28 protein-coding genes, 1 tRNA gene and 4 pseudogenes are annotated in these 24,868 nt (G+C 46.9%); 14 read left to right on the top strand and 19 right to left on the bottom strand.

From position 1 onward, the window contains the following. Positions 1-108: 108 nt before the first annotated feature. Entirely contained in the window at positions 109-2,052 is a 1,944-nt protein-coding gene (gene ftsH, locus EH207_RS02375) for an ATP-dependent zinc metalloprotease FtsH (RefSeq protein WP_175413624.1), read from the bottom strand. Positions 2,053-2,099: 47 nt separating this feature from the next. Next, positions 2,100-2,729: a 23S rRNA (uridine(2552)-2'-O)-methyltransferase RlmE gene (gene rlmE / locus EH207_RS02370; protein ID WP_137712566.1), complete on the bottom strand. Its 630-nt coding sequence runs from the start codon at positions 2,727-2,729 to the stop codon at positions 2,100-2,102. Positions 2,730-2,871: 142 nt separating this feature from the next. Here rlmE and yhbY point away from each other — a divergent pair, with 142 nt between their 5' ends. Further along, entirely contained in the window at positions 2,872-3,165 is a 294-nt protein-coding gene (yhbY, locus tag EH207_RS02365) for a ribosome assembly RNA-binding protein YhbY (RefSeq protein WP_137712565.1), read from the top strand. A gap of 127 nt (positions 3,166-3,292) precedes the next feature. Here the strand turns inward: yhbY and greA are convergent, their stop codons facing one another. Further along, positions 3,293-3,769 (bottom strand): transcription elongation factor GreA, encoded by a 477-nt coding sequence (gene greA / locus EH207_RS02360; protein WP_137715233.1) that lies wholly within the window; start codon positions 3,767-3,769, stop codon positions 3,293-3,295. Between the two features lie 274 nt (positions 3,770-4,043). On the opposite strand from greA, the gene dacB reads away from it, so the two are divergent. Then, entirely contained in the window at positions 4,044-5,477 is a 1,434-nt protein-coding gene (gene dacB / locus EH207_RS02355; protein ID WP_137712564.1) for a serine-type D-Ala-D-Ala carboxypeptidase, read from the top strand. A gap of 101 nt (positions 5,478-5,578) precedes the next feature. Here dacB and cgtA read toward each other — a convergent pair whose 3' ends face one another. The 4 genes from cgtA to rplU all read right to left on the bottom strand — a co-directional run bounded on the left by cgtA (position 5,579) and on the right by rplU (position 8,641). Further along, positions 5,579-6,751, bottom strand: a complete 1,173-nt coding sequence (cgtA, locus tag EH207_RS02350) for an Obg family GTPase CgtA (protein WP_137712563.1) — start codon at positions 6,749-6,751, stop codon at positions 5,579-5,581. Between the two features lie 250 nt (positions 6,752-7,001). Then, positions 7,002-7,961 (bottom strand): DMT family transporter, encoded by a 960-nt coding sequence (locus EH207_RS02345; RefSeq protein WP_137712562.1) that lies wholly within the window; start codon positions 7,959-7,961, stop codon positions 7,002-7,004. Positions 7,962-8,052: 91 nt separating this feature from the next. Then, a complete protein-coding gene (rpmA, locus tag EH207_RS02340) occupies positions 8,053-8,310 on the bottom strand; it encodes a 50S ribosomal protein L27 (protein ID WP_109491399.1) in 258 nt (85 codons plus the stop codon). 19 nt (positions 8,311-8,329) lie between these two features. Beyond that, positions 8,330-8,641 (bottom strand): 50S ribosomal protein L21, encoded by a 312-nt coding sequence (gene rplU / locus EH207_RS02335; protein WP_113868393.1) that lies wholly within the window; start codon positions 8,639-8,641, stop codon positions 8,330-8,332. A gap of 259 nt (positions 8,642-8,900) precedes the next feature. On the opposite strand from rplU, the gene ispB reads away from it, so the two are divergent. Continuing rightward, on the top strand, positions 8,901-9,872 hold the full coding sequence (ispB, locus tag EH207_RS02330) for an octaprenyl diphosphate synthase (RefSeq protein WP_137712561.1): 972 nt from the start codon (positions 8,901-8,903) through the stop codon (positions 9,870-9,872). Between the two features lie 32 nt (positions 9,873-9,904). Here ispB and EH207_RS02325 read toward each other — a convergent pair whose 3' ends face one another. Both EH207_RS02325 and EH207_RS02320 read right to left on the bottom strand, forming a co-directional pair. Then, complete coding sequence (locus EH207_RS02325) at positions 9,905-10,276, bottom strand: DNA-binding protein (protein ID WP_137712560.1); 372 nt, start codon at positions 10,274-10,276, stop codon at positions 9,905-9,907. A 267-nt stretch (positions 10,277-10,543) separates the two neighbouring features. Then, positions 10,544-10,930, bottom strand: a complete 387-nt coding sequence (locus EH207_RS02320; RefSeq protein ID WP_137712559.1) for a DNA-binding protein — start codon at positions 10,928-10,930, stop codon at positions 10,544-10,546. A 186-nt stretch (positions 10,931-11,116) separates the two neighbouring features. On the opposite strand from EH207_RS02320, the gene EH207_RS02315 reads away from it, so the two are divergent. Beyond that, positions 11,117-11,380, top strand: a complete 264-nt coding sequence (locus tag EH207_RS02315; RefSeq protein ID WP_137712558.1) for a helix-turn-helix domain-containing protein — start codon at positions 11,117-11,119, stop codon at positions 11,378-11,380. A 69-nt stretch (positions 11,381-11,449) separates the two neighbouring features. On the opposite strand, the gene mdh is transcribed toward EH207_RS02315, so the two are convergent. Then, on the bottom strand, positions 11,450-12,388 hold the full coding sequence (gene mdh / locus EH207_RS02310) for a malate dehydrogenase (RefSeq protein WP_137712557.1): 939 nt from the start codon (positions 12,386-12,388) through the stop codon (positions 11,450-11,452). Between the two features lie 470 nt (positions 12,389-12,858). Between mdh and argR the strand changes: the two genes are divergently transcribed. Further along, positions 12,859-13,329, top strand: coding sequence for a transcriptional regulator ArgR (argR, locus tag EH207_RS02305; protein WP_013316302.1), 471 nt, complete (start codon positions 12,859-12,861; stop codon positions 13,327-13,329). A 97-nt stretch (positions 13,330-13,426) separates the two neighbouring features. Here the strand turns inward: argR and tsaD are convergent, their stop codons facing one another. After that, complete coding sequence (gene tsaD / locus EH207_RS02300; protein ID WP_137712556.1) at positions 13,427-14,440, bottom strand: tRNA (adenosine(37)-N6)-threonylcarbamoyltransferase complex transferase subunit TsaD; 1,014 nt, start codon at positions 14,438-14,440, stop codon at positions 13,427-13,429. Between the two features lie 228 nt (positions 14,441-14,668). Between tsaD and rpsU the strand changes: the two genes are divergently transcribed. The 3 genes from rpsU (at position 14,669) to rpoD (ending at position 18,762) form a co-directional block, all read left to right on the top strand. Continuing rightward, a complete protein-coding gene (rpsU, locus tag EH207_RS02295; RefSeq protein ID WP_001144069.1) occupies positions 14,669-14,884 on the top strand; it encodes a 30S ribosomal protein S21 in 216 nt (71 codons plus the stop codon). Between the two features lie 136 nt (positions 14,885-15,020). Next, on the top strand, positions 15,021-16,775 hold the full coding sequence (dnaG, locus tag EH207_RS02290; protein WP_137712555.1) for a DNA primase: 1,755 nt from the start codon (positions 15,021-15,023) through the stop codon (positions 16,773-16,775). Between the two features lie 154 nt (positions 16,776-16,929). Then, entirely contained in the window at positions 16,930-18,762 is a 1,833-nt protein-coding gene (gene rpoD, locus EH207_RS02285; RefSeq protein WP_137712554.1) for an RNA polymerase sigma factor RpoD, read from the top strand. Between the two features lie 57 nt (positions 18,763-18,819). Here rpoD and mug read toward each other — a convergent pair whose 3' ends face one another. Then, on the bottom strand, positions 18,820-19,362 hold the full coding sequence (gene mug, locus EH207_RS02280) for a G/U mismatch-specific DNA glycosylase (RefSeq protein WP_137712553.1): 543 nt from the start codon (positions 19,360-19,362) through the stop codon (positions 18,820-18,822). A gap of 142 nt (positions 19,363-19,504) precedes the next feature. Here mug and EH207_RS02275 point away from each other — a divergent pair. Beyond that, positions 19,505-19,580: transfer RNA gene (locus EH207_RS02275), tRNA-Ile, on the top strand. A 180-nt stretch (positions 19,581-19,760) separates the two neighbouring features. Here EH207_RS02275 and EH207_RS18530 read toward each other — a convergent pair. The 4 genes from EH207_RS18530 to EH207_RS02260 form a co-directional block, all read right to left on the bottom strand. Beyond that, positions 19,761-19,973, bottom strand: a complete 213-nt coding sequence (locus EH207_RS18530; RefSeq protein ID WP_342774139.1) for a type II toxin-antitoxin system YafO family toxin — start codon at positions 19,971-19,973, stop codon at positions 19,761-19,763. Positions 19,974-20,329: 356 nt separating this feature from the next. Next, entirely contained in the window at positions 20,330-20,467 is a 138-nt protein-coding gene (locus EH207_RS18070) for a hypothetical protein (RefSeq protein WP_175413623.1), read from the bottom strand. Between the two features lie 18 nt (positions 20,468-20,485). Continuing rightward, positions 20,486-20,692: a hypothetical protein gene (locus tag EH207_RS02265; RefSeq protein ID WP_137712552.1), complete on the bottom strand. Its 207-nt coding sequence runs from the start codon at positions 20,690-20,692 to the stop codon at positions 20,486-20,488. 846 nt (positions 20,693-21,538) lie between these two features. Continuing rightward, positions 21,539-21,760, bottom strand: a complete 222-nt coding sequence (locus EH207_RS02260; RefSeq protein ID WP_137712551.1) for a regulator — start codon at positions 21,758-21,760, stop codon at positions 21,539-21,541. A gap of 171 nt (positions 21,761-21,931) precedes the next feature. Between EH207_RS02260 and EH207_RS02255 the strand changes: the two are divergent. The 4 genes and pseudogenes from EH207_RS02255 to EH207_RS02240 all read left to right on the top strand — a co-directional run. Then, positions 21,932-22,410 (top strand): annotated as a pseudogene (locus EH207_RS02255) (helix-turn-helix domain-containing protein); the annotation flags it as partial. Positions 22,411-22,429: 19 nt separating this feature from the next. Further along, positions 22,430-23,308, top strand: a complete 879-nt coding sequence (locus EH207_RS18295; RefSeq protein WP_246048924.1) for a hypothetical protein — start codon at positions 22,430-22,432, stop codon at positions 23,306-23,308. A gap of 155 nt (positions 23,309-23,463) precedes the next feature. Then, the gene (locus EH207_RS02245) at positions 23,464-23,751 is read left to right on the top strand and encodes a hypothetical protein (protein WP_137712550.1); all 288 of its coding nucleotides are present in this window, start codon (positions 23,464-23,466) and stop codon (positions 23,749-23,751) included. Next, positions 23,736-24,005: a phage integrase gene (locus EH207_RS02240; RefSeq protein WP_137712549.1), complete on the top strand. Its 270-nt coding sequence runs from the start codon at positions 23,736-23,738 to the stop codon at positions 24,003-24,005. The genes EH207_RS02245 and EH207_RS02240 overlap by 16 nt, the downstream gene beginning before the upstream one ends. Before the next feature lie 27 nt (positions 24,006-24,032). Here EH207_RS02240 and EH207_RS02235 read toward each other — a convergent pair. The 3 pseudogenes from EH207_RS02235 to EH207_RS02225 form a co-directional block, all read right to left on the bottom strand. Further along, positions 24,033-24,155, bottom strand: a pseudogene (locus EH207_RS02235) (IS3 family transposase); the annotation flags it as partial. A gap of 82 nt (positions 24,156-24,237) precedes the next feature. After that, positions 24,238-24,384, bottom strand: a pseudogene (locus tag EH207_RS02230) (IS3 family transposase); the annotation flags it as partial. Beyond that, a pseudogene (locus tag EH207_RS02225) lies at positions 24,384-24,482 on the bottom strand (hypothetical protein); the annotation flags it as partial. The pseudogenes EH207_RS02230 and EH207_RS02225, both read right to left, overlap by 1 nt. A 108-nt stretch (positions 24,483-24,590) precedes the next feature. Between EH207_RS02225 and EH207_RS18065 the strand changes: the two are divergent. Continuing rightward, entirely contained in the window at positions 24,591-24,755 is a 165-nt protein-coding gene (locus EH207_RS18065) for a hypothetical protein (protein ID WP_175413622.1), read from the top strand. Positions 24,756-24,868: the final 113 nt, after the last annotated feature.

The raw sequence follows: 24,868 nt of genomic DNA, 5'->3' as shown, positions 1-24,868 counted from the left end.
GCGGGCTTACCTTAAAAGCTATCAAATAAGATTATGCAGTAAAAAACCCCGGCCAAAGCCGGGGTTTGCAGAAACAATTATATTAAGTATGAAATAACTTCTGGCGCGTTATTTATCGCTCAGTTGTTCTGACATCGTATTACCTGGATTTGGGGTATTAGGCTCGTCAATAGGCGTGGGAGCCTTTGGCGAACCGCCGTTACCAGAACTGCTATCCGAGCTAGACTCTTCCCAGCCTGCGGGCGGGCGAACATCTTTACGCGCCATCAGATCATCAATCTGAGGAGCATCAATGGTTTCATATTTCATCAACGCATCTTTCATTGAATGCAGAATGTCCATGTTTGCCATCAGCAACTCACGCGCACGTATGTAGTTACGCTCAATCAGAGATTTGACTTCCTGATCAATGATTCTGGCCGTTTCGTCAGACATGTGTTTGGCTTTAGCAACAGAGCGTCCCAGGAATACTTCACCTTCTTCTTCGGCATACAGCAATGGCCCCAGTTTTTCGGAGAAGCCCCACTGTGTAACCATGTTACGTGCAATAGACGTTGCTACCTTAATGTCATTTGACGCACCGGTTGAGACTTTTTCCACCCCATAGATGATTTCTTCAGCCAGACGACCGCCGTACAGTGTAGAAATCTGGCTTTCTAGTTTCTGACGGCTGGCACTGATAGCATCGCCTTCCGGTAGGAAGAACGTCACACCCAACGCGCGACCGCGCGGTATGATCGTCACTTTATGCACAGGGTCATGCTCAGGCACCAGTCGTCCAATAATCGCATGGCCTGCTTCGTGGTAAGCCGTTGACTCTTTCTGCTGCTCAGTCATTACCATGGAACGGCGCTCTGCGCCCATCATGATTTTGTCTTTCGCTTTTTCAAACTCGACCATGGACACTACACGCTTGTTACCACGTGCGGCGAACAAGGCCGCTTCATTGACCAGGTTAGCCAAATCTGCACCAGAGAAGCCCGGCGTACCACGTGCAATCACAGATGCATCAATGTCTGGAGATAAAGGCACGCGGCGCATGTGTACTTTCAGAATCTGTTCACGCCCACGAACGTCTGGTAAACCAACCACCACCTGACGGTCAAAACGCCCCGGACGCAATAAAGCAGGGTCAAGCACGTCTGGACGGTTGGTTGCCGCGATGACAATAATGCCCTCATTGCCTTCAAACCCATCCATTTCAACCAACATTTGGTTCAGCGTCTGTTCACGTTCATCATGACCACCGCCCAGCCCAGCACCGCGCTGGCGTCCCACGGCATCGATTTCATCAATAAAGATGATACAAGGCGCCGCTTTCTTGGCCTGCTCAAACATGTCACGCACGCGAGAGGCACCGACACCGACGAACATTTCAACGAAGTCAGAACCAGAGATAGTGAAGAAAGGAACTTTCGCTTCACCCGCGATGGCTTTTGCCAGCAACGTCTTACCCGTACCGGGAGGACCAACCATCAGAATGCCTTTCGGTATCTTGCCCCCCAGTTTCTGGAAACGGCTTGGTTCTCGCAAGTACTCAACCAGTTCGCTGACTTCTTCTTTTGCTTCATCACAACCAGCCACATCTGCAAAAGTCGTTTTGATCTGATCTTCCGTTAGCATCCGGGCTTTGCTTTTGCCAAAGGACATGGCGCCTTTACCGCCACCGCCCTGCATTTGACGCATGAAGAAGATCCAGACACCTATTAGTAACAGCATTGGGAACCAGGAAATAAAGATCGAAGCCAACAGGCTTGGCTCTTCCGGCGGCTCACCAACGACTTTCACGTTCTTCGTTAGCAGGTTATCCAGTAACTTGGGATCGTTGACAGGAATATAAGTCGTATATCTGTTGCTGTCTTTTTTGACAACACTGATCTCACGCCCGTTAATACGTGCTTCACGAACCTGATCCTGATTTACTTCAGTCAAGAAGGTTGAATAATCCACCCTACGGCCATTCGACTCGCTGGGCCCGAAGCTCTGGAAGACAGACATCAGCACTACCGCGATGACCAACCAGAGAATCAGGTTTTTCGCCATGTCACTCAAGGGATTAACCTCATATTACAACTGTGTTAAAAAACAGCGTTAGGGTACTACAGTTTGCGCCCTGTCGCTACAATATACACTTCACGAGACCTGGCACGCGAAGCGTCTGGCTTACGAATCTTAACCTTCATAAACAGGGAGCGAATTTCCCGCAGGTATTCATCAAAACCTTCTCCCTGAAACACTTTAACTAGGAAACTTCCGCCTGGCGCTAATACATCACGACACATTTCAAGCGCTAATTCAACCAGATACATCGATTTCGGAATATCAACCGCCGGTGTACCACTCATGTTCGGAGCCATGTCTGACATCACCACCTGAACCTTGTTATCCCCCACTCTCCCAAGCAGCGCTTTAAGGATCAATTCATCACGAAAATCCCCTTGGAGAAAATCGACACCGACGATAGGATCCATCGGTAAAATATCGCAGGCAATGATACGGCCTTTTCCGCCGATCTGCGTTACCACGTATTGAGACCAGCCACCAGGCGCCGCTCCCAAATCGACAACGGTCATACCCGGTTTAAACAGGTTGTCACTCTGCTGTATTTCATCAAGTTTAAACCAAGCCCGCGAGCGGAGCCCTTTTTTCTGCGCCTGCTGCACATATTTATCGCTAAAATGTTCTTGTAACCAGCGACTGGAACTCGCAGAACGCTTTTTATTCGCCATCTATTTTCCAACTATTATTGTAAGACGCTCCCGGTAAGACGAAACTTCTCATTTGGCCCCAATCAGCACAGCCAGATTGGTTATAATCATGAGATGGCGCTAGAATGGCCCGTTTTCAATCCCAACCGAAGCAAAAAAGACAATGAACCTAAGTAATAAACAAAAACAACACCTGAAAGGCTTGGCACATCCGTTAAAACCGGTTGTCATGCTGGGCAATAACGGCCTCACCGAAGGTGTTCTGGCTGAGATCGAACAGGCATTGGAGCATCACGAACTGATCAAGGTAAAAGTCGCGACAGAAGATCGTGAGACTAAAGCTTTGATTATTGAAGCTATTGTTCGAGAAACCGGAGCCAGCGACGTTCAGGTAATCGGCCACACGTTGGTACTTTATCGTCCCTCGAAAGAACGTAAAATTGTGTTGCCAAGATAACATTTTTATTTCAGCAAACTCTGTTTTAACGAAAAGGTGCCATGCCTGCCCGTTAGTGAAAAGGCCGTAAGTGGCCTTTTTCTTTTCTTTACAAACTTTGCCGTTTTAATCGCCAGCACAGCTAAAATCACAAATATTCAACTTTGATGATCTCATATTCGACATCGCCACCCGGTGTGCAGATGACCACAACGTCCTCTTCTTCTTTGCCAATCAGACCACGGGCAATCGGTGAGTTAACTGAAATCAGATTTTGTTTAAAATCCGCTTCATCATCTCCCACGATGCGATACGTCTGCTCTTCTTCGTTATCCAGATTCATGATTGTCACCGTCGAACCAAAAATCACACGACCGTTCGCGGACATTTTTGTCACATCGATAACCTGGGCATTAGAGAGTTTGGCTTCGATGTCCTGAATTCGACCTTCACAAAATCCCTGCTGTTCACGCGCAGCATGATACTCCGCATTTTCTTTCAGATCGCCGTGCTCACGGGCTTCAGCAATCGCGGCAATAATCTCGGGCCGACGAACTGACTTTAAGTAATCGAGCTCTTCGCGTAATTTTTCAGCACCACGCAGCGTCATCGGAAATTGTTTCATATTGTCTATACCTCTAAAAAAATCCGTACGACTCAAAAAGTAGTAGTCATCCTGACAAGTTAAAAATCAAATACGACGTCGTACCCACGCACGCCAGCTTTTTCTGAACATTAAACAAAACAAAAGAAACCAGTCCCGGAACAAAATTTCCAGGCCAGTATTGTTTTGCATTTTGATACGCATTTTAACTCAGAGTTCCATAGGGGTCATCGTTTACTTTAGACCGTATTGCGCCGTAGTATGACCACACGTTACCCTGTTGTTAGCTGAGATTATGCGTTTTTCATCGATTGTTATCGGACTTGCCTGCGCTTTTGTTCTGCATGCCAATGCAGAAACCATCGAAGATCACATCCAATATTTACCTGATGGCGCTAATTTAGCGCTGGTCGTTCAGAAAATCGGGGCAACCACACCGACAATGGCTTTTAACAGCCAGCAAATGGCATTACCTGCCAGTACACAAAAAGTGATAACCGCATTGGCGGCACTACTCCAGTTAGGTCCAGACTACCGTTTTGTTACCACAATGGAAAGCCATGCACCCGTCAGCAACGGTCTATTACGCGGAAACCTGATCGTTCGCTTCCGTGGCGATCCCACCCTGAAGCGGCAGCAAATACGCAATATGGTTCAGGACTTGAAAAAACGCGGCATACAGGAAATTTCAGGGGATGTTTTGATCGACACGTCTGCGTTCACCAGTCATGACAAAGCCCCAGGATGGCCGTGGAACGACATGACACAGTGTTTCAGCGCCCCGCCTGGTGCGGCAATTGTCGATCGTAATTGTTTCTCCGTTTCTCTCTATAGCGCCCCCACAATCGGCGATAACGCGTTTATCCGCGTTGCTTCTTATTATCCGGTACAAATGTTCAGTGAAGTACGCACACTGGCAAAAGGCTCCCCCGACGCACAATACTGTGAGCTGGATGTCGTGCCGGGAGAACTGAACCGTTTTACGCTCACAGGTTGCCTGGCTCAACGACCTGAGCCTCTTCCGCTCGCCTTTGCCGTTCAGGATGGCGCCAGCTACGCTGGGGCCATCGTAAAAGACGAGCTTCAACAGGCTGATATCATAATCAAAGGCAGTTTGCGCCGTCAGACTCAGCCAAACGCCGCCGGTACTGTCTTATCGCAGACACAATCCGCACCGCTGCACGATCTACTGACTATTATGCTGAAGAAATCGGATAATATGATTGCCGATACAGTGTTTCGTACTATCGGGCATGAGTACTTCAATGTACCAGGAACCTGGCGTGCAGGTGCTGACGCAGTACGCCGAATATTGAGTCAGAAAGCCGGGGTCGATCTGGGGAACAGCATCATTGTCGATGGTTCAGGCTTATCACGCCACAACTTAATCACCCCAGCAACCATGATGCAGGTATTACAATATATCGCGCAGCACGATCAGGAACTGAATTACATTGCGATGCTCCCACTCGCAGGCTACGACGGAACGTTGCGGTATCGGGGGGGATTGCACGAGGCAGGTGTGAACGGTAAGGTTTCAGCAAAAACTGGCGCATTGCAGGGCGTTTATAATCTCGCTGGTTTCATTACTACGGCGAGTGGTCAGCGGATGGCGTTCGTTCAATTCCTTTCCGGTTATGCCGTTCCGCCGGAAGATCTGCGTTCTCGCCGGGTTCCACTGGTGCGATTTGAAAGCCGTTTATACAAAGACATTTATCAAAAAAATTAGGCCGAAACAAATAAGTACAGCGCATTACCGCGCTGTACTTATAAAGGGTTCATTGCCTGATAGGAATTTTTCATTAGGCTGGATTGGAGCCCATATCACCATCAGCGCTGATAAATGATCTCGACACCTTCTTCGTCCTCATCGTCCCAATCATCATCCCATTCTTCTTCTGCTTCACTTTCAGCGGCCGCTAGTTGTTCACGGTGATAATCATCCCACATGAATTCAACTTTTTCCGGCGCGCTTGTTTCAATAGCCATCGCTTTAGGCTGCACCTTCAGGAAATTCATCACATCCCAGCACAGCGCATTGACACCCTCACGGTTGGCCGCAGAAACCAAGTAATACTTCTCTTCCCAGCCCAACGCTGCTGCGATCGCTTTCGCACGTTTTTCCGCTTCTACTTTATCGATCAAATCAATTTTATTAAAAACCAGCCAGCGAGGTTTTTCAGACAAGCCCGCGCTATATTGCTGCAACTCATTGATGATCACTTTGGCGTTCTCTACCGGATCGGATTCATCAATTGGTGCCAAATCAACAAGATGTAACAGAACCCGGCAACGTTCCAAATGCTTAAGGAAACGAATACCCAGACCGGCGCCTTCAGAAGCGCCTTCAATCAGGCCAGGGATATCGGCAACCACAAAGCTTTGTTCGCTGTCCATTCGGACAACCCCAAGACTGGGAACCAGCGTGGTAAAGGGATAATCGGCCACTTTAGGCTTGGCTGCTGAAACAGCGCGGATGAATGTCGATTTACCCGCATTCGGTAACCCCAACATCCCCACGTCAGCCAGCAACAGGAGTTCAAGCATCAGTTCCCGCTCTTCACCCTGTGTACCGTTCGTTTTCTGACGCGGCGCGCGATTGACGGAGGATTTAAACCGGGAGTTTCCCAATCCATGCCAGCCGCCTTTGGCAACCATAAGACTCTGCTGATGGCGAGTCATATCGCCCAGCACCTCGCCGGTTACCTTGTCCAACACACGAGTGCCGACAGGCACTTTAATCGTGATATCTTTACCGCGCTTACCGGTACAATCCCGGCTTTGACCATTCTGTCCGCGCTCGGCACGAAATGATTTTTCGAAACGATAATCAATCAGTGTGTTCAGGTTTTCATCAGCCAGCAGATATACGTCTCCGCCATCGCCGCCGTCACCACCGTCTGGACCACCGTTGGGAATATATTTTTCTCGACGGAAACTGACACAACCATTACCGCCATCACCTGCTACCACCAGAATGGTCGCTTCATCTACAAACTTCATTGACTCTCTCCGCAAAAAACCAATAGAAAATATCTACTTGTTTTCAGCTTATTATTGGTTCTCTTTGGCGTAATTTTTTGATTTAAAAGCCTATGACTCTTTACCATCTGCCATAAGAAAACTGACGCACCAGAACCTGTTCCGGCAAGGGGGCGAATTGTACCCGCTTATCTCAATATTTTCATCTGTATTAAAAATAAACAGTCCACAAGGAATGTCAAAACGTCATTTGACACAAATTTTCCTTCGCTTACTTTGATACAATGATCGGCGAACTCTTTTTCCGTCCAGGGAAGAAACGATGTCCAATCGCCGAAAACATCGCACCCGATACGACAATTAAGGCGCCCAAATATCCGATCCAGTTAAGCACCGGAGCGGTGAAAAAATCCGGCCAGACCAACGCTAACAGATCGGAAAACAACAGCGTAAACAGTGGAGTAAGCGTGATCACCGCGCTGACCTGAGCAGCCTGCCAACGTGACATGGCTTCGGCCAGCGCACCGTAACCGATTAGGGTGTTCACCCCACAAAACAACAGACAGGTTAGCTGCCAGCCACTGAGTTGCAAAATAGTTTTAGGATTAGCAAAAGGTGTAATGAACAAAACGCAGAGCACATAAAGCAGGAACAGAATTTGCTGTGATGTTAGGCGTCGTAAAAGTACCTTCTGAGCCACGCCATAAGAAACCCATACGACCGAGGCACACACCCCCAGCAGAACCCCCAACGTGTAATCTGTCAGGCGGGTGAAAATCTCAATCAGGCTAGTGTTAAAAAACAAAATCAGACCACAAATCAAGGTTACTGCTCCGATGATTTGAGTAGGCCGCATCTTTTCCCTCAGGATTAAGACGCTGGCAAACATCATACCGACAGGAGAAAGTTGACCAATAACCTGAGACGCAGTCGGACTGAGATATTGCAGTGATGAGCTGAAAAAAACAAAGTTTCCCAGCAGCCCACCGGTTGCAATCAACAATACAACCCACCACCGATGACGCCGGAAAATTCGCATCGGAGGAAGCTTATTACGTGAAAAAAGCACTAATCCAAGTCCTATTGATGCAATAAAAAACCTATACCAAACAATGGTGTAAGGTTCCATAACCACCAGAACCTGTTTCATGGCTATTGGCAAGGCGCCCCAGCATATTGCTGCCGTTAGCGCCAGACACAGACCAATACCAGTCTGTTGTTTAGTGTCCATGCTTTTCTCTGGTTAATTGCTCAGAATCAGAAATGTAAAAAGCCCCGCAATGAATTGCAGGGCTTGAATCTGTATGACCTAACGCTAAATATTATTCAGCAACAATACTGATGTATTTACGGTTTTTCGGGCCTTTCACTTCAAACTGAACTTTACCGTCAGCCAAAGCGAACAGAGTATGGTCCTTCCCGCAGCCTACATTGCTGCCAGCGTGGAATTTAGTTCCGCGTTGACGAACGATGATGCTACCAGCCAAAACCGCTTCGCCGCCGAAACGTTTTACGCCAAGTCGTTTACTTTCTGAGTCACGGCCGTTACGCGTTGAACCGCCCGCTTTCTTGTGTGCCATTAATCCGCTCTCCTAAATCTTAAGCGCTGATGCCAGTGATTTTCACGTCAGTGAACCACTGACGATGGCCCGCTTGCTTACGGTAGTGTTTACGGCGACGGAACTTAACAATCTTAATTTTCTCGCCACGACCGTGAGCAACAACTTCGGCTTTAATCTTACCGCCGTCGACGAAAGGAACGCCGATTTTGATTTCTTCACCATTGGCAACCATCAGAACCTGGTCAAACTCAATAGCTTCACCAGTTGCGATGTCCAGCTTTTCCAAGCGAACGGTTTGACCTTCGCTTACTCGGTGTTGTTTACCACCACTTTGGAAAACCGCGTACATAAAAAACTCCGCTTTCCGCGCACTCAACGTATGATTATCCAGAGTGCGCTATAAATATTCACAATAGGGCGCGAATTCTACGCAAAAAACCTGACGATGACAAGAGCATAATCGAAGGATGTGAAGAAAAAGAATACAACCTATTAACTGCCGTTTATCTCTCTCATTTTTCAAGTACAATCGACTCATTAAGTTCCATCAAATGCCGATATGACGCAGTAATCTTACGGTAATGCGAAGAAAACAGCTGGCACACACAATGAATCTAGAACAAATTACAACGTTGACCGCGCAGGACATGAAAGCTGTTAATGAAGTCATTCTTGAACAACTGACCTCCGATGTCGTTCTTATTAATCAGCTCGGTCATTATATCATCAGCGGTGGGGGTAAACGTATTCGTCCCATGATCGCCGTGCTTGCCGCAAGAGCGCTTGCCTACGAAGGCAACAAACATATTACCGTCGCAGCACTGATAGAATTCATTCATACCGCCACGTTGTTGCACGATGACGTAGTGGATGAATCTGACATGCGCCGTGGCAAAGCAACCGCAAACGCGGCGTTTGGCAATGCCGCCAGCGTGTTGGTCGGCGATTTTATCTATACTCGCGCCTTTCAGATGATGACTAGCCTGGAATCATTGCGCGTGCTGGCGCTGATGTCGGAAGCGGTAAATGTGATTGCGGAAGGCGAAGTGTTGCAATTAATGAACTGTAACGATCCCGATATTACCGAAGAAAACTATATGCGGGTTATTTACAGCAAAACTGCTCGATTGTTTGAGGCCGCCGCTCAGTCATCCGCTATCCTTGCCGGGGCCACCGCAGAGCAGGAAACCGCGTTGCAGGTTTATGGCCGTTATCTGGGAACCGCGTTTCAGCTTATTGACGATCTGCTGGATTACAACGCTAACGGCCAAACCTTGGGCAAAAATACTGGCGACGATCTTAACGAAGGTAAGCCAACGCTACCGTTGCTGCATGCCATGCGCTATGGAAATGCCGAGCAAAGCGCCATGATTCGTCAGGCCATAGAAGAAGGCAACGGGCGTCATCTGCTCGACCCAGTACTTACCGCCATGCACCAGTGTGGTTCGCTCGACTACACCCGTCAGCGTGCGGAGGAAGAGGCAGATAAAGCTATTGACGCATTGCGCCAACTTCCAGAAACCCCATTCCGAACCGCACTTGAAGGTCTTGCTCATTTAGCTGTGCAACGCAATTTCTGACCGCACACCCCGCGGCACCTTCACCCTATCGGTTACGCTGTCTGGTCATCCATCACATTATCCAGACGAGACAGCATGACTCGCGTCCCTTCCCGCAAAATAAAATTAATTAGTCGCGATTGTTCACTTTCTGACAACTGACCGAAAATATGTATCCAAGACGCCAGTAGCGCGGGCTCTTTTGCTACCCGATATTCCGGTGGCATCCTCTCCTTCATAATAAGAGAGCTTTTCACCTCATCCGGTAAACTGCGTATGGAATACTCAACACCGCGTCCTTGAACACCTTTGCGCCGCCGTTTCTCCCAACCATCATCACGAGCCCGTTTATTTAGCCCCTGAGGCGATTTGGGCAATCCACCAATACCAACCAATTCACTCGTTGAAAACCACTCTTTGTCCATAATCATCACTCCCTTGCCTGTCCTATGCGGGCAGCATTAGAATCCGCCCCAAAAAGTTTCCATATAATAGACTATAACTCCCAAAACATCTAACGTTAACGCGTTATTAGTAACACCAAAGCAAGCGGAATTCACCCCTATCGGCCAAAATCAAACAAAGTGCATGAGGTGATGGTGCAGTGAGTCACACAGAGTAAAACAAAGAAAAGCGCTTCACCGTCATTTTTATGACACTTGGTCATCAATGTGCAAAATCCAGGCAAGTGACTACTCTGCTATTTCGTTCGAATCGGGATCTTTATTTGACGATGAGATGCCCAGTTGGTTCAAAGTGGCAGAGACACCAACACGCAGAATATAGGAAATGAGAGAATTTCTTTCTTTTTCAGTCAGCTGTGAATAAATCTGCATCCAGATCGTCAGCGTCGCAGGCTGCCTTATGGAATATGACGGAGAGTCACTTTCCTGTAATAAGGATTTTCTGACGGAATCAGGCAGGCTGTGAATAGAATATTCTACGCCCCGCCCCTGAACCCCTTTACGGCGGCGTTTTTCCCATCCATCCTCACGCGCGCGTTTGTTCAATCCTTGTCTTGATTTCGGAAGGCCGCCAACGCCAACCAGCTCGCTGGTCGCAAACCACTCTTTTTTCATAGCCTTTCATCCTAATAGTGCTACTCCTAACAAAATCAACTTATTTGGAAATTAATTGGGAGTATTTTAGAAAAATAATGCTATATTATTTCCAAATAATAATGTCATGTTAGTTTGGCATATAACTAACACGCGTTATTTATACCACTAATACACAGTCGTCTTATAGCAAATAAGGGAAGGATTATGAGTTTAAGGAAACAAGACTGGCACCACGCTGATATCATTGCTGCTTTGCGCAAGAAAGGCACGACGCTGGCGGCGGTATCACGTGCTGCCGGGTTGAGTTCATCAACACTCGCTAATGCGCTATCACGGCCCTGGCCTAAGGGTGAATGGCTCATTGCCGATGCATTGGGAATTCATCCATCAGAAATTTGGCCTAGTCGATATTACGATCCCGAAACCAATCAGCTTATTGATAGAAAAAAATTAATCCGCCCCAATTAAATAAAAAAACCGGAGATACAAATCTCCGGCCTCACGCTTACATGGATATTAAATCCAGGGTGTGTGTCATCAGCTATTGATGAATGACTCGCCCAATGCAATATCCTGATTCAACGTATCCAGCATATTCTTCAGTGCTTGCTGTTCAAAAGCACTCAGCGTACCAATAGACTTACGCTCAACAATGCCATCTTTACCTAGCAGGACGGGCTGTGCAAAGAAGCGCGCATACTCGCCGTCGCTTTCAACGTATGCACATTCCACCACCCCACTTTCACCTTGCAATGCACGAACCAGAGACAGACCGAAACATGCAGCCGCCTGCCCCATGGACAATGTGGCCGATCCGCCACCGGCTTTTGCTTCTACGACCTCCGTACCCGCGTTCTGGATACGAGTTGTCAGACCGGCGACTTCCTGTTCACTGAAGCTCACACCAGGAATTTGCGACAGCAAAGGCAGAATCGTTACGCCAGAGTGCCCGCCGATAACAGGAACATCGATATCCTGCGGCTGTTTGCCTTTCAGTTCAGCCACAAAGGTATTGGAACGAATGATATCCAGCGTGGTTACGCCAAACAGTTTGTTCTGGTCGTACACGCCCGCCCTCTTCAACACTTCGGCGGCGATAGCGACAGTCGTATTCACAGGGTTGGTGATAATACCAATGCAAGCTTTAGGACATGTACTGGCAATTTGTTCAACCAGATTACGTACAATCCCGGCATTCACATTGAACAGATCTGAACGATCCATGCCCGGCTTACGGGCTACCCCCGCAGAGATAAGCACGATATCCGCGCCTGCCAGCGCTGGTTTGGCGTTTTCACCACTATATCCTTTGACTTTCACCGCAGTGGGAATATGGCTAAGATCAACAGCGACGCCCGGCGTCACCGGCGCAATATCATAAAGAGATAATTCTGAACCTGAAGGAAGCTGGGTTTTGAGGAGGAGTGCGAGGGCTTGACCAATACCACCTGCTGCACCGAGAACTGCAACTTTCATCCTAAACTCCTTATTATCGTAAAATACAAAAGTGCTGTGAATTTATTTAGTTATAAACACAATGCGAGGAAAAGAGAGTTACACCAGCTACCCACTTCTCAGCATGAGTCGTAAGAAACGAAAAAATGCACTATGTTACTAATAATAAATCAAAAGCGGCAACGTATTTTAAAGGTAAGTAAAGTTAATGGACTTTTGGATTAATAACTCACTGCACATTTACTACTGATTAACTGGACATCTACATTACAACCGTTGACGATATTTAAACACCATCATTTTGATAACATTTTATTTACTTTTATGTGATGAGCGACACATTTCTCAGACCGTCTGCGCAATGTATTTTAATTATCTCATGAAATGATGTCGACTGAGGTCAATCAATGAAGTTATAGGCATTTTTATTGCATAAAAATTCACTTATCTGCATAATGGCAACACCAACAATTATCCTAATCCGGTGCAGAATGCGCAATTCGACAAAACAAGAAGATTTAGTTAAAGCGTTCAAAGCGCTGCTGAAAGAAGAAAAATTTAGTTCTCAAAGTGAAATTGTGCAGGCTTTACAAGATGATGGATTTGAAAATATTAATCAATCCAAAGTCTCACGCATGCTGACTAAATTTGGCGCGGTTCGTACCCGTAACGCCAAAATGGAAATGGTGTACTGTCTGCCAGCGGAATTGGGCGTGCCAACCACGACCAGTCCGTTGAAAAACCTGGTACTGGATGTTGATTACAATGACGCCGTTGTGGTGATCCATACCAGCCCGGGCGCAGCTCAACTGATTGCCCGCCTGCTCGATTCCCTGGGGAAGTCAGAAGGCATTCTGGGCACGATTGCCGGTGATGACACCATATTCACAACACCAGCCAGGGGCTTCAGCGTTAAGCAACTCTACGAAGCGATTCTGGTTTTGTTCGAGCAAGAATTATAACGTGCTTAATCACAGGAAACCGCCGCAGCCCTCCACAATTTTTTTCTAAATCAACGCTGTTACATCATCAGCAACACAGGTTGCTGGTGATAATCGTCTACACGGCAGGCAGTTCAGCCAATGACCAGCGAGGGCGTACAGAAACACTGAGATCGCGGCTTTGTCCATGCTGCAAACGCACAACACCGGCATACGCAATCATCGCGCCGTTATCGGTACAAAATTCAGGCCGTGCATAAAATACCGCACCGCCGCGCTTCGCCATCATTTCCCCCAAACGCTGACGCAGCGTACGGTTGGCACTCACTCCACCGGCTATAACCAGACGTTTGAAGCCGGTTTCATCCAGCGCCCGACGACACTTGATTGACAGCGTGTCCACAACCGCATCTTCAAATGCGCGTGCAATATCCGCACGCGTCTGCTCATTATCAACGTTATTTCGGACGGTATTAGCGGCAAACGTCTTGAGGCCGGAGAAACTGAAATCCAGGCCAGGTCGATCGGTCATTGGCCGCGGGAACGTAAAACGCGAGGCATCGCCAGCCTGCGCCATTTTCGACAACATCGGCCCGCCGGGATAATCCAGCCCCAGCAACTTTGCCGTTTTATCGAATGCCTCCCCCGCCGCATCGTCGATCGACTCGCCGAGCAGTCGATACGCACCAATCCCTGTCACACTAATTAATTGTGTATGACCACCAGAAACTAATAGTGCCACGAACGGAAATTCAGGCGGGTTATCTTCCAGCATCGGCGCTAACAGGTGTCCTTCCATATGATGAACCGGAACCGCAGGCACATTCCAGGCAAACGCCAACGCCCGTCCCACGGTTGCGCCAACCAGCAATGCGCCAACCAACCCAGGGCCTGCGGTATACGCCACACCATCAACATCGCTGGCCTTTAACCCAGCCTCAAGCAACGCCGCCTGGATCAACGGCACGGTTTTGCGCACATGATCGCGTGACGCCAGTTCAGGCACTACGCCACCATAGTCGGCATGCAGTTTTACCTGGCTATAGAGTTGATTGGCGAGTAAACCGGACTGAGTATCATAAATGGCGACCCCGGTTTCATCACAAGATGTTTCGATGCCCAATACACGCATTGCTATTCCCAACTTTTATTACGTAAAAACTCTCGTTTGATGCGGCTTGCTTCATGCCGCAGATAGTCTACCATAAGCGCCCTGGTTTCTACGCTGACGAAGCGCCGGGTATTTTATAGTCGCCACGGCGCTTTACAAAGGCATCCCATTTGCAGTAGAATTCCGCACCATTTTGAAAAGGCTGGCACAAGGCCAGCGGCAAACCGAATTTATTGAGGTGAGAGGCACATGCCGGTAATTAAAGTACGTGAAAACGAGCCGTTCGACGTAGCTCTGCGTCGCTTCAAGCGTTCCTGTGAAAAGGCGGGTGTTTTGGCAGAAGTTCGTCGTCGTGAGTTTTATGAAAAACCGACTACTGAACGCAAACGCGCTAAAGCTTCCGCTGTAAAACGTCATGCGAAGAAACTGGCTCGAGAAAACGCACGCCGCACTCGTCTGTATTAATTTTCAGGAGGTTTTCCTCCATCGCGTGATTAATCCGCAGACTTAGCAGTTGCATACGAAGGCCGTGCTTCCGAAAGGAATGCGCGGCTTGTTGTCGTTTATAAACTGTATTTTATAAGTTAAAAAACAGGGGCTTATGGCTGGACGAATCCCACGCGTATTTATTAATGACCTGCTGGCTCGCACCGACATCGTCGATCTCATCGACGCACGCGTCAAACTGAAAAAGCAGGGCAAAAATCACCATGCGTGCTGCCCGTTTCACCACGAAAAAACCCCTTCATTCACCGTCAACGGTGAGAAACAGTTCTACCACTGCTTTGGCTGTGGCGCACATGGTAACGCAGTCGATTTTTTAATGAATTACGATCGCCTCGAATTCGTTGAAAGCATTGAAGAATTGGCCACCATGCATGGTCTTGAAGTGCCGTATGAAAGCGGTACAGGGCCAACCCAGATTGAACGTCACCAGCGACAAAGTTTATATGCTCTGATGGAACAGATAGGTGCGTTCTATCAACAAACATTAAATCAATCCGTTGGCGCCCCTGCGTTGCAGTATTTACAGCAGAGGGGATTAAGCGCCGAAGTGATTCGCCATTTTGCGATTGGGTTCGCGCCAGCAGGTTGGGATAACGCGTTAAAACGTTTCGGCCGCAATAGCGACGATCGCAGTACATTGAACGATGCGGGCATGTTGGTGACTAACGATCAGGGCCGCACCTACGACCGTTTTCGCGAACGTGTCATGTTTCCTATTCGCGATAAACGCGGGCGGATTATTGCATTCGGAGGCCGGGTATTGGGCGACGGTACGCCAAAATATCTTAACTCGCCCGAAACAGAGATTTTTCATAAAGGCCGTCAGCTCTATGGTCTGTATGAAGCGCAGCAAAACCACCCCGAGCTCAAACGATTACTCGTGGTTGAAGGATATATGGATGTGGTTGCCCTTGCACAGTTTGGTATTGATTATGCGGTCGCCTCTCTGGGGACATCCACCACGGCCGATCACATTCAGTTACTATTTCGTGCCACAGACCAGGTCGTCTGCTGTTATGACGGCGATCGTGCGGGACGTGAGGCAGCCTGGCGTGCGTTGGAAACCGCGCTACCCTATTTGAATGATGGCCGTCAGCTACGCTTTATGTTCCTGCCGGACGGTGAAGATCCCGACACGCTGGTTCGTAAAGAAGGCAAGGACGCTTTTGAACAACGGATGGAGCAGGCATTACCGCTGTCGCAGTTTCTTTTTGAGACGTTGCAGCAGCAGGTGGACATGAGCTCGCCTGACGGACGAACCAAACTCAGCACTCTGGTACTGCCCTTGATTGGTCAGGTTCCCGGGGAGACGTTGCGTTTGTATTTACGTCAGCAGCTTGGCAATAAACTTGGGATTCTGGATGACAGCCAGTTGGACAGGCTGTTACCAAAAGTGGCAGAACAGGCTCCGTCCTATCAGCCACCTCAGCTAAAAGTCACAACTATGCGTATACTTATAGGGCTTTTAGTGCAGAACCCCAGGCTTGCGGCGGAAGTGCCGGAACTGGCTCTGGAAGGTATTGAAGAAAGCAAGATAGCAGGTTTGTCTCTGTTTCAGGATTTGGTGAAAACCTGTAACGCCAGTCCCGGTATGAGCATGGGGCTGTTACTTGAGAAATACAGAGACAGTAAATACCGCAAGCAGCTTGAAACCATGGCTTCCTGGAACCATATGATCGAAGAGGATGAACTGGACGACAAATTCAGAATAAGTCTGGCGGAACTCTACGATCAACTGCTAAAACAGCGTCAGGAAACATTGATTGCCCGTGAGAGAACGCACGGGCTTAACGCCAAAGAAAAAAAAGAACTTTGGTCGTTGCAACTGGCTTTGACCAGAAAAAACTGATTACCGAGGCTTAATTGCCGATAAATAGCAGAGTTGAGCTCTGCAAAGAGCCGCTACAAGGGCCGCGGCGATAAGAAAAATACCCTAATGCTATTGTTGGCGAACTACGCCGACCGACACCAACCCAAATACTCTGAAGTGTGGATACCGTCTTATGGAGCAAAACCCGCAGTCACAGCTAAAGCTGCTTGTCACCCGTGGTAAGGAGCAAGGCTACCTGACCTATGCTGAGGTCAATGACCATCTGCCGGAAGATATCATCGACTCCGACCAGATCGAAGACATCATCCAGATGATTAATGACATGGGCATCCAGGTGATGGAAGAAGCACCGGATGCGGATGATCTGTTGCTGGCAGAAAACACCAATGACGCAGATGAAGATGCGGCAGAGGCTGCTGCTCAAGTGTTATCCAGCGTTGAATCGGAAATCGGCCGCACCACCGATCCGGTGCGCATGTACATGCGTGAAATGGGTACGGTTGAACTGTTGACGCGTGAAGGCGAGATCGATATTGCCAAGCGCATCGAAGATGGTATCAATCAGGTTCAGTGTTCCGTTGCTGAGTATCCAGAAGCGATTACCTACCTGCTGGAACAATATGATCGTGTCGAAGCGGGTGAAAGCCGCCTGTCAGACCTGATTACCGGATTTGTCGATCCGAATGCGGAAGAAGATATCGCGCCTACTGCGACTCATGTCGGCTCTGAGCTTTCGAGCGAAGAAATGGACAATGACGATGATGAGGAAGATGACGATACCGAAGACGATAACAGCATCGATCCTGAGCTGGCCCGTGAGAAATTTACGGAATTGCGTCAGCAATATGAAACGACCCGTCAGATCATCAAAGCCTATGGCCGTAATCATGCAAAAGCGGCACAAGAGATTCTGAATCTTTCGGAAGTTTTCAAGCAGTTCCGTTTAGTTCCTAAACAGTTTGATTTCCTGGTTAACAGCATGCGTTCCATGATGGATCGCGTACGAACTCAGGAACGTCTGATCATGAAGCTGTGCGTTGAACAATGCAAAATGCCGAAGAAAAACTTCGTCACATTGTTCTCCGGCAATGAAACCGATGAAAGTTGGTTCGCCGCCGCGATTGCCATGGCAAAACCCTGGTCAGAGAAACTGCATGATGTAGAAGACGACATCAAGCGCAACTTGCAAAAACTGCGTCAGATCGAAGAAGAAACCGGCTTGACCATTGAGCAGGTCAAGGACATCAACCGTCGTATGTCGATTGGTGAAGCAAAAGCCCGCCGCGCGAAAAAAGAGATGGTTGAAGCAAACTTGCGTCTGGTCATTTCTATCGCCAAGAAATACACCAACCGCGGCTTGCAGTTCCTTGATTTAATTCAGGAGGGTAACATCGGTCTGATGAAAGCGGTAGACAAGTTTGAATACCGTCGTGGTTATAAATTCTCGACGTATGCGACCTGGTGGATTCGTCAGGCGATTACGCGTTCTATCGCCGATCAAGCTCGTACCATCCGTATTCCGGTGCACATGATTGAGACTATCAACAAGCTCAACCGTATTTCACGCCAGATGCTTCAGGAAATGGGCCGTGAACCGACGCCGGAAGAACTGGCTGAACGCATGCTGATGCCGGAAGACAAGATCCGTAAAGTGCTGAAGATCGCTAAAGAACCGATTTCGATGGAAACGCCGATTGGTGATGATGAAGATTCACATTTAGGCGACTTTATCGAAGATACGACGCTGGAGTTACCGCTGGATTCCGCCACTTCGGAAAGCCTGCGTTCTGCAACACACGACGTACTGGCGGGGCTGACCGCGCGTGAAGCGAAAGTACTGCGCATGCGTTTCGGTATCGATATGAATACCGATCACACGCTGGAAGAAGTGGGTAAACAGTTTGACGTAACACGTGAGCGTATTCGTCAGATCGAAGCCAAAGCGTTGCGTAAACTGCGTCACCCAAGCCGTTCCGAAGTACTGCGCAGCTTCCTGGATGATTAATTAATTCGCCGCCAGTGACGCTGTTATATGACCCCGGCCTCTGCCGGGGTTATTTTTTTACTTTCCGCATTCCTTCGGGCTGACGCAAGTGGTACCTGTCTGCTTTAAATGCAGTGCCTGATAAAGCGCCTGATAAGACGATACCAGCGATTCCAGCGTTGCGCGGTTCAACCCGCTGGGATTGGGAAGTACCCAAACCTGAGTTTCGCCTATCGTCAACGTCTGGCGTCCCCACGCTACCTTTTTAGTGGCAAATGCCAGACTAAATGCCTGCTTACCCAAAACGGCCAACGCCCGTGGCTGGTAGCGAGTCATTTTTTCAATAACGGCCTCACCGCCCTGCAACAGCTCATCTTTCGCCAACTCCGTTGCTTCTATAGTCGGGCGCTCAACCAGCATCGTGATACCACATCCGGTATCCAACAAATGCATTTCTTCCTCGGGCATCAGTAAACGCTCGGTGAATCCGGCCTGATGGATAACTTTCCAAAAACGGTTGTTGGGGTTAGCGAAATGATAATCATGATGGGCCGTCGATAAGCCTGGGTTAATACCACAGAAAACCACCTGAAGATTGGGTGCCAAAATATCCGTAATCATACTTACCCTTGATGCCGTGTTTACCGCTGTTATCGCAAAATCTAACAATAATAACAACAAGCTATCCTGAGTAGAAAACAGCCATACAGTTGAACAACTATAGACCTTGCCCTGAACATTACCGTATAATCGTCGCCCAGCCGGCCCCTTAGCTCAGTGGTTAGAGCAGTCGACTCATAATCGATTGGTCGTTGGTTCAAACCCAACAGGGGCCACCAAAATTTCACTTTAAAATCATATGATTAAGCCACTTTTAAACAGGTGGCTTTTTAGTATCTAAATGCCAGTGGCAGCAAAGCCAAAATTTACTAAAACAATCATAGGCCAAATTCTTGCTAAAAAACACAAGGACACAACTGTACTATGGAAATTGCAGAGACATGCTTTTGCTCGCAGGTTTAAGTCTTCCGAAATTGCTCGGCTCGGCGTTCTAACTCGGCGAGAAATGATGTTCTTGCCAGTTCATGTGCATTGGGCTTCATTATTCTTATCACTTGAAAACTATCTGGATTGAGCCAATGGCGAGCATAGGCAAGATAGCTGTTCGACTTTCGCGCGGCTTGCGGAACACCTCTCTTCCACTGTGGCTCATCGGGTAGTCTGATATGCATCTTAAAAACATAAGAATCACATAGTTTGGGTTATCTTCCTGTGCCCTTCGCTTCCAAGAATTGACGGTAAAGCTTTGCTATTCATCCACTCTTGCAAGGCAGAAGCATATTGCTTCGCAATCGTTGGATGCTCCACTTTCAAGTGAACTGAAACAGTCGCCATTACGAAACCCGATCAAATTCCGGGATGTCTAGTCCTAATGATTTGTGCTCTGCTCGGATCATTGCCTTAACTTCATCAGCACTGGCTTTAATCATTTCAGAGCTAGTTTTCTTTGGTGAATGAGTTTGGTTAATGAATGACAAAAAGTCTTCGGCGGTGTATCGCAAGCTTGCAGCAGCACGTCCAAAGGAAACTACTTTCCGCGCAGATCATCTTCACTGATTTCATTTAACGCCAGCCTTACCGCATCAACAAACTTTGTTGCAATAGTAATGCGCTTTTGTAACTCGCGCTCCAGATGCTTCTGTACGAACGGGCTTTGTTTTTCCATGGCGATGGGTATCTGCTTTTATTCCCATTCCAAGCGGATATTTCTTAAGTGGAAGTTCAGACGGTCAGTGATTGCCTTAAGATAGGCCGTCGCATCACCGATCGGCAGGTATACAACCGATCCAGGTAATACTTGTAATAATGTAGTACTGGTATCAGCATGGGTTAATGCAATGTCGCTATACCCCAACGTACTGGCAGGAACTGGCGCCATGGCTATCGCCATAGCGTTAGCCATATAGGTGACTTTTTTTGGGGGGCCTGCTCATATTATGAATTTCATAGATTATGCAGCCATTCTAGCTTACAGAATAGTCAGCAGCAAACAGCTATCCGTTATCAGCCTCACTCCAACTGGCGCAACATTTTTTCAGTTTCATAATGTCTATGACGGTCATATAACATACTGTAATACATAGGTTTTTAACCATTCTTCAATACATGGTGTAAATTCAGCGATTAGATAAACCTACTCAACAAAATTTAAATAAACTGTTATTTTTCTGTTGGTTATGTTTTTCTTTCGATCCTCTTTAGATACCAAAAACTGAAAAATGTTTATGACTCGGAAACCGCAGGCGGGTACGGTGTAGCGCCGATTTTGTCATGTGGGTGATTGTGTCGTATAACCCTAAGATGCACTGGTGTTGACTAGTCTGCTATGGATATAAACGGGGAACAGGTCAGTTCGCGTGGATTTTTATAAATTAATACAGCGGGTAATTGAGGTAACTAACCGCATCGGCCAGCACCTCCAGTGACGACAAAACGCTAATCTTGCAATACCCGTGATCATTACCGGCCTCGCGTTGCGCGGGAGTCTGAGATAAAAAGCTGTTCACGGCATCATCAGCAGCTTACAGCCATATTTCTGGGTTATGTTGCATCACTATTTCCCCCTCACACTAAACCCGGCATAGCGCACGAACTCATTACATCCACGGCTGCAGCCATCATCGGGGTTAATTAGAACCGGGCTTCAACAGAAAGCGCAAGCAGCATCAAAATGTGGGTGTTTAGAGATTTGATAATCAAACATGGCAACCCCCTGTTATCTCTCTCAGAATCGCAATCAGACAGTAAGTACAATTTTGCAATCTGCCAGGATTTGAACAGTGAGTGCGGCCATGTTGATTTCTACTAAGCCTTTTTCATCACTTTTATATTTGATAGGCATACGGCCATCTTTAATCATTAGGAGGCGGGCAGTTGACTTATCCATTGTAGTACGGCGGAAATACTCAGCTAAAGGCAGGTAAGGTTCAGGAATGGTGATTGTAATGTTAGGTCTCATAATGCAATATCCTATATGTAGTGATATTTGGTGGTACTTGTTCGATTTGGGAATCTTTGCAGATACCGAGATTGCTTTTGGAATCACATGAATTTTACTAACGGCGGGCGTGGCGCTATTGAGCGTCTTGTAGAGGCATATGGCTTTAGTACCAGACAAGCCTTATGTGACACTTAGGAAGATCGAAAAGCATTTTAGCCACGCGCTACATGCGTGACATTTTTCCTTGTGACTGGGTGATACTGGGAGTCTTAGAAACCGAGGTATCCCTACAGTGGCTAACAACTGGTGAAGGCTCTATGTATGAAGATGGGAAAAATGACGTTGTTAACATTCCCCGCCAGAAGCTGATTAATGGAAAATTTTACGATTCAAACTATTATATGTTTGATAAGGCGTTCCTGCCCGATGACCTGCAAGACCCGATCGTTATCCTGGATGGGGATATCATCTACACTGCCGATCGTAAGGTTTGATGAAGTAACAGATGGTAAATAGCTGGTGAGATGGAAGGTGAAGTCAGCGTCCGCGATCTGCCCCGTACCCCCGTGGGAAAAGTGCGTGTTAGCGGGGTTGTTATGGCGTTTGATTGTGGGTTGGATGAAATTAAAATTCTCTCGAAAATTCAAGTTGAAATTAAAAATATCTAGTCTTACAAGGAATTACATTATGAAAAAAGAACCTGATCCTCAAGACATAATAAAAAGATTAAAACATTTACAATCCGTAAAAGAAAAAGGGTTAATTTCTCAGAATACAATAAATGATTGTACAAACATGTTAATCAAAAGTGAATATGATCAATTCGACTTAATGTTATCGCAAGCTGAAGTATTCGGCGCTAGGCAAGAAGCTATGGATAACTTATCTAAAAACAATAAAAATGAGATTATAAAACCTAATGAACTAACAAATTTAGTTCGAGATATTGAAAAGTTAAAAAGAGAATTAATTCATAAAGATAATACAATTAACAAACAGCAAGAGGAAAATAAAACATTAAAAGGTTCATTACAACAAACAAGAATTGATGAAAAAATCCCTAACTATGTAGAAGAAGTAAAACAAAAATTAAACGATGATGATGGTTTCTTTATAAAAATGTCAAATAGATGGTCTATATTTGGTGCCATCTCTTGTGCTGGTGCTATAATTGCCGCCTTCTTTACTTTCAATAATGGGTTAAATTTTTTATTAAACAATGAAAATATAAATAAAGTATCTTTGTTTTACCTATTTATTCGTGGCCTATTAGGTATTGGGCTATTATCATGGCTTTCTTACCTATGTTTTAGTAATGCCCGTAGGTATACACACGAATCAATTCGCAGAAAAGATCGCCAACATGCTTTGATGTTTGGCCAAATTTTCTTACAGATATATGGTTCTACGGCGTCTAAGGAAGATGCCATAAATGTATTTAAAGATTGGAATATGTCTGTCGACTCTGCATTTTCAGGAAATACAGCACAACCACCGAGTATTCAATCAATTATTACTCATTTTAAAGAGATGATTCCTTCTAAGTGTCATAAAGAAAATGAATGATAGAGGAAATTAGGGTAATTGATTATAGCGAGTTATCCCTGAACTTAATCACCTTTAACATAAATACAAAGCCTATGTTTATTTCTAATACTTACAAATGTTGACCACTGTTTTTATATACAGAAAAAATACAGTTTTCAGCTAACAGGGGCTACATGGCAATAAGTAAACAACCATCAGGAAAGTGGCTATTACAGTGTTTTCCCAATGACCGTGATGGTAAGCGCATACGCGAGCAATTTACCACCAAAGGTGAAGCGCTGGCCTATGAGCGCTACATCAAAGACGAATCAGAGAACAAACCTTGGCTGGGTGAAAACAAGATAAAAGAACCCCGGCCGATCTGGTTGATATCAAATTTCGTGCGCATGGCGTTACTCTCAAAATGGGGAAACCCGAAAAAGTGCCATGACCTACGCCTAAAAAAATGGGAAAACTATTAGCAACAGAATTCAATGGCCGGTTATTTTCTATCTACCGCGAGAAACCTTTAAGCGGAGAACTTGCCCGTTCTGAAACCGTAAGACAGGTTACACCTCGCACGATGAATCCGGAATTAGCATACTTCCGCACCATATTTAACGAACTTTTACGCCTAGATGAATGGAACGCCCCTCACCCTCTGGCAAAGATCCGTCTTTTCAAAACAGAAAAACGTGAAATGGCTTTTATCAGCCTAAATGAAATAGAAAAATGATCTTGCCCGGCAACAATGAACACAGCCCTAAGCGAGGTTTCTTTCCTTAAATTGCACCGGGCCCAGCCCGCCATTGGCACTATGTCGCCGATGCCGGTTGTAATCAATCTCAATATGTTCAAATATCGCCGATTTCATCTCCTCCCGCGTGTTGAATTGATCCTACCCACATAATGTGGACACGACCCTAAGCGAGGTTCTGATTTTCAAGTTGTTCCGGGTTTAGTCCGCCTCAAGCACTGTGGCGACACCAGCGATTGTAATCGCACTCGATATAATCAAACACTGCTGTTCGCATTATTTCCCGGTTGGCAAAGTGCTCAACGTGGAAACATTCTACTTTCAGCGTAGGAAAGAAGCCTCCTGCGCAGGCATTGTCTTTTCCCAAGCATAAAGACCGTGGGTGGTGGTATCAAGGCGTGCTGCCACACTGGAAACCGAATGGCCGCGATCAACAATCTGTTTGACCGATTCAATTTTGAACTCTTAAGGAGGGCGCTTACCGCTCTGGGCACTTCTTTTTAAGCTAAAAAAATAACTCTGAGGTGTCTGTTAAACCTGTGGCGATCCAGATTAGGGATTTTCATGTTTTTTATGGCGATTGACCGCAAAGTTAATGTGATCGCTTGGCACCAGAAACCGCGTATCCTGAATTTCAATATTCAACATATGGCGCGCCAGCGCCTTGAGTTTTTTTCTTTGGTGCCCAACAACGCCCCGGATCGAGCGAAGGCTGACGGATTAGGCTAGATACCGACAGGTCCGATAGTCATCAGCGGTGCCAGCAGGTAAAAAACTCAAAAGAACCGGGATCAAACAGCGGGTGACACGCTGTTTGATCCCGGTTTCGCCCATAAAATTCT

The sequence above is a fragment of the Brenneria rubrifaciens genome, assembly GCF_005484945.1.
Taxonomy (GTDB): domain Bacteria; phylum Pseudomonadota; class Gammaproteobacteria; order Enterobacterales; family Enterobacteriaceae; genus Brenneria; species Brenneria rubrifaciens.
Note: the sequence above shows the minus strand (reverse complement) of the source record. Positions and strands in the feature narration are given on the sequence as shown.

What these genes read in the sequence shown, in the direction of transcription:
- greA (WP_137715233.1), bottom strand. Translation starts at nt 3,769, where the DNA reads ATGAAACAATTTCCGATGACGCTGCGTGGTGCTGAAAAATTACGCGAA.
- EH207_RS02260 (WP_137712551.1), bottom strand. Translation starts at nt 21,760, where the DNA reads ATGAGACCTAACATTACAATCACCATTCCTGAACCTTACCTGCCTTTA.
- rplU (WP_113868393.1), bottom strand. Translation starts at nt 8,641, where the DNA reads ATGTACGCGGTTTTCCAAAGTGGTGGTAAACAACACCGAGTAAGCGAA.
- mdh (WP_137712557.1), bottom strand. Translation starts at nt 12,388, where the DNA reads ATGAAAGTTGCAGTTCTCGGTGCAGCAGGTGGTATTGGTCAAGCCCTC.
- rpmA (WP_109491399.1), bottom strand. Translation starts at nt 8,310, where the DNA reads ATGGCACACAAGAAAGCGGGCGGTTCAACGCGTAACGGCCGTGACTCA.
- EH207_RS02240 (WP_137712549.1), top strand. Translation starts at nt 23,736, where the DNA reads ATGGGAAAACTATTAGCAACAGAATTCAATGGCCGGTTATTTTCTATC.
- cgtA (WP_137712563.1), bottom strand. Translation starts at nt 6,751, where the DNA reads ATGAAGTTTGTAGATGAAGCGACCATTCTGGTGGTAGCAGGTGATGGC.
- ispB (WP_137712561.1), top strand. Translation starts at nt 8,901, where the DNA reads ATGAATCTAGAACAAATTACAACGTTGACCGCGCAGGACATGAAAGCT.
- mug (WP_137712553.1), bottom strand. Translation starts at nt 19,362, where the DNA reads ATGATTACGGATATTTTGGCACCCAATCTTCAGGTGGTTTTCTGTGGT.
- EH207_RS02325 (WP_137712560.1), bottom strand. Translation starts at nt 10,276, where the DNA reads ATGGACAAAGAGTGGTTTTCAACGAGTGAATTGGTTGGTATTGGTGGA.
- EH207_RS18295 (WP_246048924.1), top strand. Translation starts at nt 22,430, where the DNA reads ATGAAAAAAGAACCTGATCCTCAAGACATAATAAAAAGATTAAAACAT.
- dacB (WP_137712564.1), top strand. Translation starts at nt 4,044, where the DNA reads ATGCGTTTTTCATCGATTGTTATCGGACTTGCCTGCGCTTTTGTTCTG.
- EH207_RS18070 (WP_175413623.1), bottom strand. Translation starts at nt 20,467, where the DNA reads ATGGAAAAACAAAGCCCGTTCGTACAGAAGCATCTGGAGCGCGAGTTA.
- rpsU (WP_001144069.1), top strand. Translation starts at nt 14,669, where the DNA reads ATGCCGGTAATTAAAGTACGTGAAAACGAGCCGTTCGACGTAGCTCTG.
- rpoD (WP_137712554.1), top strand. Translation starts at nt 16,930, where the DNA reads ATGGAGCAAAACCCGCAGTCACAGCTAAAGCTGCTTGTCACCCGTGGT.
- EH207_RS18530 (WP_342774139.1), bottom strand. Translation starts at nt 19,973, where the DNA reads ATGCATATCAGACTACCCGATGAGCCACAGTGGAAGAGAGGTGTTCCG.
- EH207_RS02245 (WP_137712550.1), top strand. Translation starts at nt 23,464, where the DNA reads ATGGCAATAAGTAAACAACCATCAGGAAAGTGGCTATTACAGTGTTTT.
- rlmE (WP_137712566.1), bottom strand. Translation starts at nt 2,729, where the DNA reads ATGGCGAATAAAAAGCGTTCTGCGAGTTCCAGTCGCTGGTTACAAGAA.
- EH207_RS02345 (WP_137712562.1), bottom strand. Translation starts at nt 7,961, where the DNA reads ATGGACACTAAACAACAGACTGGTATTGGTCTGTGTCTGGCGCTAACG.
- dnaG (WP_137712555.1), top strand. Translation starts at nt 15,021, where the DNA reads ATGGCTGGACGAATCCCACGCGTATTTATTAATGACCTGCTGGCTCGC.
- EH207_RS02265 (WP_137712552.1), bottom strand. Translation starts at nt 20,692, where the DNA reads ATGGCGATAGCCATGGCGCCAGTTCCTGCCAGTACGTTGGGGTATAGC.
- tsaD (WP_137712556.1), bottom strand. Translation starts at nt 14,440, where the DNA reads ATGCGTGTATTGGGCATCGAAACATCTTGTGATGAAACCGGGGTCGCC.
- EH207_RS02320 (WP_137712559.1), bottom strand. Translation starts at nt 10,930, where the DNA reads ATGAAAAAAGAGTGGTTTGCGACCAGCGAGCTGGTTGGCGTTGGCGGC.
- EH207_RS18065 (WP_175413622.1), top strand. Translation starts at nt 24,591, where the DNA reads ATGTTTTTTATGGCGATTGACCGCAAAGTTAATGTGATCGCTTGGCAC.
- EH207_RS02315 (WP_137712558.1), top strand. Translation starts at nt 11,117, where the DNA reads ATGAGTTTAAGGAAACAAGACTGGCACCACGCTGATATCATTGCTGCT.
- yhbY (WP_137712565.1), top strand. Translation starts at nt 2,872, where the DNA reads ATGAACCTAAGTAATAAACAAAAACAACACCTGAAAGGCTTGGCACAT.
- argR (WP_013316302.1), top strand. Translation starts at nt 12,859, where the DNA reads ATGCGCAATTCGACAAAACAAGAAGATTTAGTTAAAGCGTTCAAAGCG.